This window comes from Lacticaseibacillus casei DSM 20011 = JCM 1134 = ATCC 393 (genome assembly GCF_000829055.1).
In the GTDB taxonomy this organism is placed as follows: Bacteria; Bacillota; Bacilli; order Lactobacillales; family Lactobacillaceae; genus Lacticaseibacillus; species Lacticaseibacillus casei.
In genome coordinates this window covers 306,284-320,260 of the sequence record NZ_AP012544.1, presented here as the reverse complement: position 1 = coordinate 320,260, position 13,977 = coordinate 306,284, and the positions used below count along the sequence as shown (strand labels likewise).

Annotated in this window: 12 protein-coding genes and 2 pseudogenes; 9 read left to right on the top strand and 5 right to left on the bottom strand. The window is 49.0% G+C overall.

Annotated elements, in window-relative coordinates:
* Positions 1-165: 165 nt before the first annotated feature.
* The 8 genes from LBCZ_RS01480 to LBCZ_RS01445 all read left to right on the top strand — a co-directional run bounded on the left by LBCZ_RS01480 (position 166) and on the right by LBCZ_RS01445 (position 6,598).
* Positions 166-594: an OsmC family protein gene (locus tag LBCZ_RS01480; RefSeq protein ID WP_025013077.1), complete on the top strand. Its 429-nt coding sequence runs from the start codon at positions 166-168 to the stop codon at positions 592-594.
* Between the two features lie 191 nt (positions 595-785).
* On the top strand, positions 786-1,805 hold the full coding sequence (gene dhaK, locus LBCZ_RS01475; RefSeq protein WP_025013078.1) for a dihydroxyacetone kinase subunit DhaK: 1,020 nt from the start codon (positions 786-788) through the stop codon (positions 1,803-1,805).
* Positions 1,792-2,373: a dihydroxyacetone kinase subunit DhaL gene (gene dhaL, locus LBCZ_RS01470; RefSeq protein WP_025013079.1), complete on the top strand. Its 582-nt coding sequence runs from the start codon at positions 1,792-1,794 to the stop codon at positions 2,371-2,373. The genes dhaK and dhaL overlap by 14 nt, the downstream gene beginning before the upstream one ends.
* Before the next feature lie 29 nt (positions 2,374-2,402).
* Entirely contained in the window at positions 2,403-2,771 is a 369-nt protein-coding gene (dhaM, locus tag LBCZ_RS01465) for a dihydroxyacetone kinase phosphoryl donor subunit DhaM (protein ID WP_039639633.1), read from the top strand.
* A 90-nt stretch (positions 2,772-2,861) separates the two neighbouring features.
* Positions 2,862-3,428: a TetR/AcrR family transcriptional regulator C-terminal domain-containing protein gene (locus LBCZ_RS01460; RefSeq protein ID WP_025013080.1), complete on the top strand. Its 567-nt coding sequence runs from the start codon at positions 2,862-2,864 to the stop codon at positions 3,426-3,428.
* Positions 3,429-3,516: 88 nt separating this feature from the next.
* Positions 3,517-3,645: a hypothetical protein gene (locus LBCZ_RS16530; RefSeq protein ID WP_010492975.1), complete on the top strand. Its 129-nt coding sequence runs from the start codon at positions 3,517-3,519 to the stop codon at positions 3,643-3,645.
* A 12-nt stretch (positions 3,646-3,657) separates the two neighbouring features.
* A complete protein-coding gene (locus tag LBCZ_RS01450) occupies positions 3,658-5,352 on the top strand; it encodes an oleate hydratase (protein ID WP_025013081.1) in 1,695 nt (564 codons plus the stop codon).
* Positions 5,353-5,620: 268 nt separating this feature from the next.
* Complete coding sequence (locus LBCZ_RS01445; protein ID WP_025013082.1) at positions 5,621-6,598, top strand: hypothetical protein; 978 nt, start codon at positions 5,621-5,623, stop codon at positions 6,596-6,598.
* Positions 6,599-6,680: 82 nt separating this feature from the next.
* Here LBCZ_RS01445 and LBCZ_RS01440 read toward each other — a convergent pair whose 3' ends face one another.
* The 5 genes and pseudogenes from LBCZ_RS01440 to LBCZ_RS01425 form a co-directional block, all read right to left on the bottom strand.
* On the bottom strand, positions 6,681-7,697 hold the full coding sequence (locus LBCZ_RS01440) for a linear amide C-N hydrolase (protein ID WP_025013083.1): 1,017 nt from the start codon (positions 7,695-7,697) through the stop codon (positions 6,681-6,683).
* Between the two features lie 189 nt (positions 7,698-7,886).
* Entirely contained in the window at positions 7,887-8,042 is a 156-nt protein-coding gene (locus tag LBCZ_RS15920; protein ID WP_157951517.1) for a hypothetical protein, read from the bottom strand.
* Positions 8,043-8,446: 404 nt separating this feature from the next.
* Positions 8,447-9,313, bottom strand: coding sequence for a MetQ/NlpA family ABC transporter substrate-binding protein (locus LBCZ_RS01435; RefSeq protein ID WP_025013084.1), 867 nt, complete (start codon positions 9,311-9,313; stop codon positions 8,447-8,449).
* A 461-nt stretch (positions 9,314-9,774) separates the two neighbouring features.
* The gene (locus LBCZ_RS01430) at positions 9,775-11,817 is read right to left on the bottom strand and encodes a CocE/NonD family hydrolase (protein ID WP_025013085.1); all 2,043 of its coding nucleotides are present in this window, start codon (positions 11,815-11,817) and stop codon (positions 9,775-9,777) included.
* A gap of 171 nt (positions 11,818-11,988) precedes the next feature.
* Positions 11,989-13,053, bottom strand: a pseudogene (locus LBCZ_RS01425) (mandelate racemase/muconate lactonizing enzyme family protein).
* A 186-nt stretch (positions 13,054-13,239) separates the two neighbouring features.
* Between LBCZ_RS01425 and LBCZ_RS01420 the strand changes: the two are divergent.
* Positions 13,240-13,811 (top strand): annotated as a pseudogene (locus LBCZ_RS01420) (GrpB family protein).
* Positions 13,812-13,977 lie beyond the last annotated feature (166 nt).

Sequence of the window (13,977 nt, the reverse complement as noted above, 5' to 3'; positions counted from 1 at the left end):
ACTTAGCAAATAACAACATCAGTTTACTGAACATATGTAAGCGTTTATACTTAATACGGTTACCTAGTATGCTACAACTGATTTAAGGACACCATGCACTAACCTAACCGTTAACTACCCGCTCCATGAGTCCAAGTCTATCGACAATCCTAAGGGGGAACTTTCATGCAAGACGAACGTTGGAATCACCCACTGTATACAACTGAAGCCATCAACGACGAAGGCCTGGAAGGTCACGCTTATGTGCCAGACGGCCTGAAGGTTCAGACGAGCAGCCCGATGAATGACCATCCGGGGACCAACCCTGAACAGCTTTTGGGCTTGTCGTTGAGCACTTGCCTTGAAGCCACATTGCAAGCCGTTGAAAAAGAACACGGACTGCCACATACCGGCGCGGTTCGCGTGAAGGTGGCGTTCATTGGCGCGCGTGCTGAGTATCAATTTCTGGTTCATGCCCAGGTTATGGTGAAAGGCGTCGATCTGGATACCGCCAAATCCTTCACCGAAGAAATTGAAAATCGCTGCCCGGTTTCAAAATTACTTAAAAATAGCGGCAACTACACCATCGAAACCGTCACCGATTTCGATGACTAATCGCTGCATCACCTATTCGTCTCGTTATGCCAAAATGTGCCTAACGAGGCGTTTTTATTTTCTGACTCACGATCTAAAACCGATTGCCACAAACGCCGCCACCGTTAAGATTCCCCTTGTTATTCTTAGCTGGCGACCTGACTTTTTAGCACTGAAAGCGGTACACTGATAACTAGAAGGGAGTTGCAAATATGAAGAAGATTATCAATGACCCGGGCGATATTGTCCCGGAAATGATTGCTGGTCTCACTGCCAGTTATCCACAATATTTGAAACAGATTCCTGAAACAACGGCGGTCGTCCGCAATGACGCCGCATTTAAGCAACATGCAAAAGTCGGGGTTATTTCCGGTGGCGGGTCAGGTCATGAGCCGCTGCATGCTGGTTATGTCGGTCAAGGTATGCTTGATGCCGCAGTGGCCGGCCAAGTCTTTACCTCACCGACGCCCGACCAGATTTACGCCGCGATCAAGGCAGTTAACCAAGGCGAAGGGGTTCTCATGATCGTCAAGAATTACTCCGGTGACGTCATGAACTTTGACATGGCCAAGGACCTGGCCAGCGTTGATGACATCAAAGTCGAGTCAGTCGTCGTGGATGACGATGTGGCCGTCAAAGATTCACTGTACACACAGGGTCGTCGCGGCGTTGCCGGCACAATTTTTGTCGAAAAGATTCTCGGCGCGGCTTCTGAGGCTGGATTAGGCCTTGATGACCTCAAAAAGCTAGGCGATGCGATCGTTAAAAATACCAAGTCGTTCGCGGTTGCCTTGCATGCCGCCACCGTTCCGGAAGTCGGCAAACCCGGCTTTGATCTGAAGCCAGATGAAATCGAATTCGGCGTCGGTATTCACAACGAACCCGGCACCGGTCAGGAAAAGCTGCCAACTTCCAAAGTGCTAGCCAAGCAACTCATCGGCAAGCTGACGGTTGAATTCAAAGATCCTAAAGCACATAAATACGCCGTGCTGGTCAACGGCATGGGTGCGACCCCACTGTCCGAACAGTACATTTTCATGGGCGATGTTTTGAATGAATTGCATGCCCAAGGTCTTGAAGCCAGCTTCACCAAGGCAGGCAATTACGTCACATCACTCGACATGGCCGGCATTTCCCTGACGATGCTGGCGCTGGACGATCCGCAATGGCTGACTTATCTGAATGCATCTGCACATACTGTAGGCTGGGGGGATACTGATGTTAAACGTTGAGACATTAACCAAATGGATGACGAATTTTGAAAACCGGATTGCCGATCAAAAAGATCATCTCACCGAACTTGACCGCGTGATCGGCGACTCCGACCATGGTAATAACATGGAACGCGGCGTCAATGCTATCAAAGCAGCGTTCGAAAAGACACCGCCAACCGACGATCTGGCTCAGGATTTCAAAACAATTGCCATGGCGATGCTCAGTAAAGTCGGCGGCGCCAGTGGTCCGTTGTATGGAACGGCTTTTCTGGAAATGGCTAAACTTGCCAAAACCGACACTGACTTTGGCGACCTTGTCGAAGCAGCTGCCAAGGGTATTGCCAAACGCGGCCAAGCCAAGCCTGGTGACAAAACCATGTTGGATGTCTGGGCACCTGCCGCTGATTTGATCAAGCAAAACAAATTGACCGCCGACGCCATTGACAAGCTGGTCGAAGCCACCAAGCCAATGACTGCCAAACGTGGTCGCGCCTCTTACCTCGGTGAAAAGAGTATCGGCCACGTTGACCCAGGTGCTGCTTCGACTGGTGAGCTACTAAAAGCATACCTCGATGCAAAAGCGTGAACTGTCAAACCTCAAAGGAGCGTGATTCTATGGCAATGGGCATGTTGCTCGTTTCCCACGTACCGGCCATCGCCAGCGGCCTTGAAACGCTAATCAAACAAGTCGCCAAAGATGTTCCCATCACCACAGCCGGCGGTACCAGTGACGGTCAAATCGGCACCGATCTTGACCATATTCAAAAAGCCATTAACGACAACCCGGCTTCCGAGTTGTTGGTTTTCTATGATCTCGGCAGCGCCAAAATGAATCTCGACATCGCCGAAGAAGTCAGCGACAAACAAATGCATGTCTATGACTTGGCGTTTGTCGAAGGCGCTTATGCCGCGGCTGCGTTACTTGAAGCCAACGTGACACTGGATAAAATCGAGGCACAGTTGAAGCCGTTGAAAGTTAAGTAACCTCTCACGCTTGTCGACTTCCGCAGCAGACGAGCGGGTTTTCATGTTATCAATCCGGTACTTTGTCCCCTAACTACAGGAGGGATGTTGATGGCCACATCCGATCAGACAAAAATGCAACTCGCGACCACCTTAAAGCAGCTCATGCAGCATAAGCCGCTGGATCGCATTACCATTGCGGAATTGAGTGCCGCAACCCACGTGAATCGCAACACGTTTTATTATCATTTTGAAGATATTTACGGCCTCCTGAAGTGGACGTTTGAAGCTGACATCGGCCGTAAAGTCATGAAGAATCTTGGAGCAGCCACCTGGGAAGCCAAGTATCGGCTGGTGCTCGATTACATTCTGGCCAATCAGGCATTTTGTCTGAACGCCTTCAATTCCGTTGGTCGCGACATGCTGGAAGAGTTCCTTTTCCAGTCCGCGACTGACATGGTCAAGCCAGTGGTCCTGGACATTGATCCAACCACGCCTGCCAAAATGGTTGCGGACATCTGTAATTTTTATGGCGCCGCGATTGTCGGCCAGGTTTTGTTGTGGTTATCACAGTCGTTACAGGAACCCGAAGAGGACCTGATCAAGCGCGCTGATCTGATGCTTAACGGTTCGATTGCGTTCATTGTGCACAAGCAAGCGCACAATAAAAGAACTTAATTTTCGAACAAACGCCACATTTTGACTAAAGACGCTTCTTTTTCGGATGGCTATACTATAGCTATAGACGGAAAGGAAGCGTTTTTATATGAAAAAACTTTTATGGACGGCACTCGGCCTGGCCTTGGTGACCGGGGGAACAGCTTGGTACTTCGCTAACAAAATGGAACTGTTCAAAGATGACGCGGATGCATACAAGAAGTTTGAAAGTCGTTAGGGGGACTAAAAGATGATCAAGCATAAGGCGATCATGATCGGCGCTGGGCTGGCAAATATGGCGGCCGCCGTTTATCTGATTCAGGAAGGTCATTGGCAGGGAAATCAAATCACGTTTTATTCACTGGACGATCATGGGTCAAATGACGGTGCTCCGGCTGCTGATACGGCAGATGAGTACTGGAATAAGGTTCATCCCATGGAAAACACCAATGGCTATGTGGCACGCGGCGGTCGCATGCTGAACTATCGAACCTATGTTGATTTGATGGACCTGTTGAGTCGGATCCCCTCAGCAACCGAACCGGGGCTGACGGCTGAAGAAGATACCCGGCAATTCGACGCCCAGCATCGCACTTTTGACAAAGCGCGGCTGATGGAAGGCGGCATCGGCATCATTCAGGCTGGCCATCTAGGACTGAACAACACGGATCGCCTTTTGCTGATCAAGCTGATTATGATGCCGGACTCAGAAGAAGAAAAACTCGACAATGTCAGCATTGCCGATTACTTCAAAGATGATCCGCATATGTTCCAGACGAATTTCTGGTACATGTGGGAAACGACCTTCGCTTTTCGGATTGAAAGTTCAGCGCAAGAGTTGCGGCGCTACATGCACATGATGATTTACGAGTTCACGCAAATCGAGCATCTGGTGGGCGTTAACCGCACCCGTTACAACCAATTCGAAAGCATCATGTTGCCGCTGATTAACTATCTGAAGGATCAAGGCTGCCGGATTATTCTCAATCGCCGGGTCACAGATTTTGAGTTTAAAGATACGGCTATGACCGACGAAATCACCGTCACTGCCCTCAACATGCTGAACACTGAAACCGACAAAACCGAGCATGTCGATGTTGATGATGACACTGCCGTCTTCTTTACCAACGGCTCCATCACTGATTCGGCCACGCAAGGCGACTTTGACCACCCGGCCGTTGAAAACATGGATCAAGGTGCTGCGGCTGGCTTATGGAAACAAGCTACCGAGCATTTTTATAACCTAGGCAATCCCGATAAATTCTTTGCTGATCGCGCCGCCAGCGAATGGGTCAGTTTTACTTTGACCACCAAGGATCACCTGCTGCTCAATGAAATCGAGCGCATCACAACGCAGCTTCCGGGGAATGCTTTGAATTCCTTCTTATCCACCCAGCCGATCACGGCGCTTGGACAAAAAGATGTGATGATGTCGATTGTCGTACATCATCAGCCACACTTCACCACTCAAAAACCAAACGAGACCGTTCTTTGGGGCTATTTCCTCTATCCACGGCGTTACGGAGAGTTCGTGAACAAGCCGTATATCAAAATGACCGGTAAGGAAATGGCACTTGAACTGATCGGCCAATTGGCAAAAGTCGATCCGGGTCCCGGCAATATCCGCGATCACCAAGATGCGATTATGGCCAGCATCATCAACAATATTCCAGTCTACATGCCATATGCTTCGGCGCTTTTCAACAATCGCGCCAAAGTCGATCGTCCCGAAGTCATTCCGGCCCATTCAACGAACCTCGCCTTCACCGGTGAATTCGTCGAACAGCCATTCCAGATGGTCTTCACAGAACAAAGCGCTGTCCGTTCCGGTGAAATTGCTGCTTATCACTTCACTGGTATCCCGATGAGTCACCTTGTCCAAACGCCAAGATACGACAAGGATATTAAGACGCTGATGCGGGCAACGAAGAAAATGTTCGAATAAACCGCCACTGAAGCAACCTGTGCAGGTAAAAATCATTTATCCACCACACTTACAGTCAATCGGCACCAAAGACGCGTATTCTGTCTTTGGTGCCGATTTTATTTGGCTAGATTTTAACCATTAGAAACTTGCAAAAACACCCATATCGCAGGACTTTTGCTGCGATGATTTTCTTCTGGAAAATAAAGCAACTTTTCATGTGAGCAAAGGCTGACAACTGTTAAACTGAAGGTAAGCAAACCCCTAACAACAAGAAGTGGAGGGCAACATGGATTACCAAGAAAAACTGCAACGACATGCTAGCAAGGAAATCGATCTTTATTGGTCTGATTTTCAAAAAAGCGATGACTATGCGGCTTTGATGCAGGATCCGGATTTTAGAAAAGTACCACCAAAAGAAATTCGCGCCATTCTGGTCACCTTCTTTGCTGCGTCATTCAAGAATCTACGCTCCACCATTCAGACACTTTCTGCTGAATCGGTGTCGATTGCACTCGAAACGACACTGCAACAGGTCAACGATGACGATCGCCGCCGCAGCGAAGCGATCGCCGTTGCTTCAGAGCTCATTAAAGCCATGATGATTTGGTTGATTCGCACCAAACGCGTCAAGTTGACGATTGTCGACTTCATTGATGCATTAATGGGCGCATTGCTCACAACAACCTATGTCCTCGGGTTAGTCGAAGATGGTGAGCTTGCGTCTCCGATGGCTGATGATTCTGACGGGCGTGATATTGGCTTTGATCCTGCTGGCGATCTTGATGTCGATTCCGAAAGCATGTCAATCCTAGTCGACCAGCTGATGGTCTTTTTCGATTCAAAGGCCTGGCATCACCTGCCAGAAGCCACTCAGGACGAAGAATTCTTTGGCGCGGTGATCTTTTTCCTAATTCACACGATCCAAGCCATGTTTGGGCACGAACCAAAAGAATGGACCAGCCAGGACATCGGCGCGGCGCTGTTGCTATTACTGCGCGACACCAAACTCGTGCCGCCGGATAAGCAGGAAGGCTTGGGGCAGTCCTTAGCCATCTTTATCAAATCCACCGCCAGCACCCACTTGTGGACGGCAACCCAAATGAAATCCCTAGCTGACACGGCGCAAAATCAGATTAAGGAAGCCTTGACCAAAAAGCCGGTCCCGCGAAAAGGCCACGCCAAAACAGCCGGTCACGCCGACTCGGATCAGATTATTCCCATGGCCGAGTGGCAGAAGAACAAACGGCAAAAACGGCAACGATAAAATTTATAGCATTGTGCAAAAACGCCGTCAAAGGGGAGCTCCCTATTTGGCGGCGTTTTTGTGATGAGTTTTTGGAGATTTTTTATAGTTGATTAAACTGTTCCGTTTTTACCAAATCGTCATAGGTGACTTCCGTAACGGTCGGGTCGAGCGTCTTGGTGGTCATGGTTAGCGTGTTTGAATCCTGAACGTAAATTGCGCGCTTGCTCAAGTCATAGCCTGACCAATACTGGGTGTAATCCGTCAAAATGTCGTGTTTGGGATCGCGACCCAAGCCTTGCGGAATCAGGACCGTCTTGAAGGCATTGTAAAGCACGCGGATGCCATCTTTGCTTTCAAACGGATCAAGATTGCGGGACACAAACATGGCTCTGACAAACCGCGACGGGGAGGTGTAATCACCTGGCAAGCCAAACATGCCGTAGCCGGTGCCCAGTTCAATCGGGTCAAGATGGTGATCACCGAGATCGGCACCTTCAGGATAATTGCGATCGTTCAGGCTGACATAGTTGCGTAAATTAGTGGTGTGCCAATGATATTCCGGGCTATTTGTCATGGCGCCAATGCTGTCATAAAGCTTGAAGGCCCCGTGATCGGTTGGCTCGATGACTAACCCAGCGCCAGACGGATCGACAAACGTATAATGCAGCGGAATTTTAACGCCTTGACCGCCGAACTGAAGCGGTTCATCAATCAAGCCATATTGACCGGCCAGTTCACGGACCTCAGCAACATTTTTGCAAGTTGTCAAAGCTAGGCTGACAAACTCTTCACCTTTGATCGGTTTCAAGTTGCGTTTTGCCAGTGAATCGGCACTCGCCCAACTGCACTCAACCAGCACCTGCAGATCGCCAGCAAGTCCTTCACTGTTGACGCCATCAAATAAAGCGACACTCTGATCAACACCAACGCCAACCGCAGCATACTTGGTTGTCCAAGTTCCACTTTGCGCCGGTAATTGATGATCGGCCGGCAGACTCACGATTTTCCCCGGAACGCCGCCAGCCGGTGTCTCGTGAAAGAAACTCGTGTTATAGTCCATCGTTCGGCCCCAGAAAATATCACCTTGAAGCGATTTGATCGTCATGGATGAACACATATAGAAAAACCTCCTTCAAGAAAATTGAATCACGTGATCTAACAGTACATCTGCTATTATACGCTTGTTCTGGCTGCACTTTAGGTTCATTTAACCTCTGACATCTTTTCAGGCTTTTAGTTATTCAAAAACCCGCGATATGATTGGTCGCGGGTGTGACATCTGATAAGCTATGAATGAGCAGAAAAGTTAATAGGCGGTGGCGCCTCGCAATCGAAAGAAGGTGATGCCGATGGTGTAAAAACTATCGAACCACATTCCGACGAAAGGAGGTGCCGGTGTGTTTATGATTGCCGCACTTGCGACAATCACGGTTTGCATCAGCTCGTTCACTGTTTTGGTCAACGCGTTCACTCGTTTGATCAAGGCTTTGATCAAACTGTGCTTTGCAGTTTACGAGCTAAAGCAGGCGCTCGGATTATTCCGAAAAAAATAAACATACTAAAAGCCGCGTTGACTTTGGACACCAATCGCGGCTTTTAGTTTGCGATGTAAGCCACCGTTCTTAATACGGTTCTGCTGTAACAAGGGACGCTTTGTTGAGGCAAAGCGTCCCTTTTACGTGTCCATTATAACAGATCCAGAATGACATAGGAACCGTGGAAATTGACAAGAGCGTGAACTGGCACGGTTAGAAGTCGGAGTGTAAGTGGCCTCAGGCGTGATGGCCCGATTTTGGCCATTGCGCCTGAGGCCACTTACACGCAGACTTCTGCGCTAGTGAACGCGTTTCAGCCAGGTAAACTCACTTAGTTACTTTTTTGCAGGTAGCTGATCGGCTTATTAACCTCAAGCTTCGTCCCGGAAAAAGTCTTCTTGATCCAGGCTTGAAGCGTTGGATCGTGGTAAAGTTTCACGAGTTTTTTGAACTGCTTATTGTTCTTGTTCTTGGCTGCAGTTGCAAGAATATTGACATTTGCCCGCGTCTTCTGGGTTAATTTTTCATGGAAAAGTGAATCCTTCAAAACGTTCAGCCCGCCATCCAAGGCCCGTGTATTGGAAATCAGCTCTGCATCAACGTCCGGCAACGTCTGCACCGTGTTTTCCACCTCTTTAAATTTCAGCTGTTTGGGATTCGTCTGAATGTCTTTCACCGTACTCAGCGCATTAAAATTCGGCTTCAGCGTGATCAATTTAGCGGCCGCAAGTAGTAATAGCCCGCGGGTCGCATTGGCTGGATCATTTGAAATGCCAATCGTCGCGCCATTGGGAATGTCACTTAAATGTTTGTACTTCTTTGAATACAATCCCATCGGCTCAAGATAGGTCGTCCCAAGTGCGGCCAGTTTTTGGCTCGGATTGATTTTATTGTATTGCTGAAAATAGGCATACGACTGGAACGCATTTACATCAAGTTGCCCTTCAGCAGTCGAAGCATTAATTACGTTGCCATCCGTGACCTGCTTCACTTTAATCGTCAGTCCCGCCTTTTTGGCTTGCGGCGATTTAGCGATATGTTGCCAGATCTGATAGTCCGAGCCACTACTGCCGAGCACGATGGGCTTGCTGCTTGAGCTGGCAGCACTGCTATCATTCGCAGCCTTACCGCAAGCGACCAGCGTCAAAAGTGACACCAACGCGATCCCTGTGATGATTATTTTCTTCCAACGATTCATAATTGCAGCCTCCTCAGATAATCGACCAGCATGAACATGGACGATAGAAACCTCGACAAAAATTATTTTTACTATCACCGTCTCAACACCTTGTTTTGAGTGACCTTCAAACTTGCTACTGCTGCAAACAAAAAGTCGCCCCCTGACTACTTTTTTGTAGTCAAGGGACGACCATGCCGTGTTACCACCCTTATTCGCGATGTCACAACACCGCCTCCAGTACCTGTTGATACCTGGCAGGATAACGGCTGCAGCCGATCCATGGGCGTTAACCACACGAATCACTATTCGAAGCTCATCTTTACCTTCTTGCCAATGCCCCTTTTCCATCAACCGGGTTCGCTGAATCATTTGCGCCAAGGTTACTCTTCTTCTCAAAGTGTTGATTAGTTGTTAGGAATATACGGCCTTTACTCGCAAATGTCAAATTTCTTACCAAGAGCGTGAGCTGGCGTGGTTCATCAGTTCTTTGGCCGATCACTAACAAAGCTAATCGCACTGGCATGTTCGCCACCGCAACTGATCGTCTGTGTCGCCTTCACGAAGCGGTCACTGGCGAAGCCTTCCTCGGTTCCGGGGTTCGGAAAAACGAATCTGCCAGCCGAACTTTGAATGTCGACGCGCAGGCGATGGCCAGCTGGCAATTCATAGGATGTTTTCTGAGAAAGTACGGTAAAATGGGTCATCTTGCCAGGCTTGAGATATTTTGGCTCTGACAAACTGTCACGGAACTTGGCATTCATCGTGCCTTCTGCCATTTGAATGGACTGACCGTCCGGCGTGACATCCAAGACCCGGAAGTCCCAGTCACAATCGACGGCGCTGGATGACGCCCACAGATCAAGCTTCACCTGGCCAACGACACGCAGCGGGGTTGTTAGTTCCTTCGTGGTAAAACTAACCACATCCGGACGCTTTTCAACTTCCTGATAATCAGCCGGAAATTCGAATTCATTCTGGGTCACCGAAATTAACTTAGGCACGGGATTGCTCGGATCGTGAACATAGCTGACAGTGCCCGCTGCTGGCGCGGACGCCGCCAAACTGCCATCTGCGCCCAGATGTAAGACCTTGACGAGGCCCGCTGGGGGAAAAGATGCCGCCGTATGCCAGCGTTCTTCGCCAACGGTATAGTATTCAACCAATGGGCACGCAGCGACGCCATTTCCAACGCCCTTAAGAAAATAATCAAACCATTGCTGGTGAATCAGATCAATATCCGGCCGCAGTGCTTCGGCGCCTAAGTGAACCGGTCCTAAATCATATTGGGCATTCCCGCCATGCAGCCACGGACCAAGAATGATCCGGCGCTTGTCGGACGGATAGTCAGCCGTCGCCGCAATGGCCTCCGTCGAGCCGATGCCGTCATCGTCATACCAACCACTTTGAATGAGCGCCGGCACTTTAATTTTGGCGCGTCTGGCGAACCAGTCGCCTCGGTTGAGGAAACTATCATAATGATTATGGCGCATAAACTGGGTCATGCCATATTGGGGATGCCCCAGAACAATCTCGGGAATCTTTTCGATCGGCCGAACCTTCATGAGTTGATCCCAGTCATCGCGATCGGTTAATGCCGAATTAAAGTGGCGGCCGTCCATCGCAATTGACCATGCCACCTGTGCCATAAACGGGGCGCCGCGGCGATAGTAGGTATCGGTGAATGGTCCGCCTGCCGTGACCATCGAAACAATGGCCTGAAGGTGCGGATTCCCACTGGCGGCCGCAGCCCACTGAACGTACCCGCCATATGAGCCGCCAGACATCCCTACCTTGCCGTTACTCCACGGCTGGGCAGCAATCCAATTCAGCGTGTCATCACCGTCATCCTGCTCGTGGATCATCGGCAACCATTCGCCTTCCGAATCGCCGCGTCCGCGCACATCCTGCAACACCACCGCATAGCCCCGCAAAACATAACGCATGTAACTCGCCACATAAACCTCGCGACCATAAGGCGTTCGTTCCATCACGGTTGGAAAAGGTCCGGATCCGGCAGGCAAAATCACCGTCGCCGCCAAACCGATACCGTCACGCATGGGTGCCCAAGCCGTGAACGGTTGATGCGCGCGACCTGGTGTCGTTGCATAACCGGCTTCCTGCCACTTAGTCAAAACACTATAACCCTCGTATCCCGGTTGAATCAGCACACTGGTCAGATTACGCGCACAAACCTGAAACCCGACTATCTGTCCCTCAGCCTCAATCAAATCAACCGCATACTTTGGCCCGCGATTCATCCAGTGATGTTCATCAGCCCGTTGGTATTCGGCACCCCAAGCGGTTTTAAAATGATCCGCCTTTGAAAAGTTCGCGTAGCCGCCATCTTGCCACCGCATTAACGTTGCCTGAATATCAAGCTCGCCGTAAGTCTTAAAAGTCGCATTATCGTCATCGTTTAACGTTTTTTCCCAACTACCTAACCAAGAATATGTAATGGTTTGATCAGTCAATTCGAACGTACCGAAACGCAAACCCGATTGATAAAATTTAAAAGTTGTCATAAAGACCTCCTAACCTAGCGTGAGCGTGAACCGGCGCGTTTAGAAACCGGAGTGTAAGCGGCCTTGGTCGTGATGGCCCTGGCTTAGGCCATTGCGACCAAGGTCCTTACACGCAGGTTTCTGCGCCGGTGAACGCGTTATAGCAACCACTGTCAACAGCTCAAACAGCTTTTATAGATCGCATTCGATGCCTAATCCCGGTTTGTCGCTTAGCTGATATTTTCCTGCATCCGCCGTAAACCCACCGCGCAACCACGCCGGTTCATCAAACAGCAAAAAAGAATCCAAATCAGCATACTGGACATTTTGGTGGGCAGCAACAAAATGCGCTGCCGCAGCAATGCCGATGCGCGTTTCCGCCATACAGCCCACCATGCACGGAATCCCAGCCGCCTCAGCCACCGCGTTAATCTGCTCGGCGCCAGACACCCCTGCCGACTTTTGCAATTTGATATTAATGATATCGCACGCATTTGACCGCATCGCAGCAAAGGCATCGCTGGCATTATGGACGCTTTCATCTAACATCACCGATTGGTCAATTTGCTGACACACTGCCGGCATCTGATCCAAGCGGTTAGCCGGTAACGGCTGTTCAACCGCCGAAGCAGCACTGCCAATGGCTCACATCATCCGAATAGCTTGTTTAGGCGTCCATCCTTGGTTGGCATCCAAACGCAAATCTACCGTTGAGCCAATAGCCTTGCGAATCGCCTGAACAGCCGCAAGATCATTAGCATCTTGAATACCAACTTTTACCTTGAGTTCCTTGTATCCTTGATCAACCAGCTGTTTCGCTTCTTGCGCCATTTTTTCCGGCGAATTAATCTCGATGGTATAATCACTGGTCAAAACGTTCCCGTTCCCACCCAGCAACTGATAAACCGGCAACCCAGCATCTTTTCCAAGCAAATCCCAGCAAGCCATATCAATCCCCGCTTTTGCCGCGGTATGTCCAGCAAAACAGGCATCCATTTTGGCATGAATGGCTTCTAAGCTGCGCGGATCACTCGCACTTAACGCCTGGGATAAGGCCTTGAGCGCAACCTCTTCCGTATCAATGCTTTCGCCGGTCACCTGCTCAAGTGGGTTCGTTTCCCCATAGCCGATCAAGCCAGTGTCGGTGGTGATTTTGATAATCAGTGTCTCGAGTTTATAGAGTGTGGTAAACGCAACTTTGAACGGCTCATGCAAAGTGATCGGGCGGCGAAAGACTTGAATCGTCTCAATTTTCATTCACAGCATCTACTTTCATTTTATTCTCATTTTACTCGCGCCATTATGAGGGTCAACATATATTCAAGCCTGTCCTGAACGACCACAATCACATAGGATATCGAAAGCAGAGCTTCTCACGGATCCTGAATAAGCATTATATTTTCATTAGTGACATGCAAATCTTGAAAAAGAGAGGAAAACAAAATGACCAAGCCACTGTCTGAAATGACTTTAGAAGAGCTATGGCAACTATTTCCAATTTCGCTGACTCAACCGCAGAAACAATGGGCAACTGACTATGAACAAGAGTCAAACAGAATTCGCAAAATATTGCAGAATGTCGCCGTCGTCAGAATCAGTCATATTGGCAGCACAGCCATTAAAAGCATCTGGGCTAAGTCAATCGTGGATATTTTGGTCGAGGTATCACCAAAAACTAATTTGATCGATGTTGCTGAACAGCTATCCAGAAATGGCTATACATCATCATGTCTGAAGAAAAGCAAAGAATTTCTCTGAATAAAGGATATACAGTTAACGGATTCGCTAAATCTGTTTACCATTTACATTTAAGTTTTGCCGGCGATAACGATGAATTGTATTTCAGAGATTACCTGAACGATCATCCAGAAGTAGCCAAAAAGTACGAGACCTTAAAAATTAAATTGTGGCATCAATTCGAGCATAATCGCGATGCTTACACCAGTGCCAAAGGGGATTTTATCCAGAAATACATCAAGCTGGCCAAAACAAAATATAAAGGTCGATATGTTTAATGATCTTTTCTGAAGAAGCTTAACTTGTTCCCGTCTATCTCGAGACGTACACTGGTCACAAGACTGTACGGAGGTAATGCTTATGAATAGATCCGATCTAGCTGATATATGTCCGCAACGCCATTTACCAACCCATGGCACCAAGACCCACTTGTGCGCGCGCCTG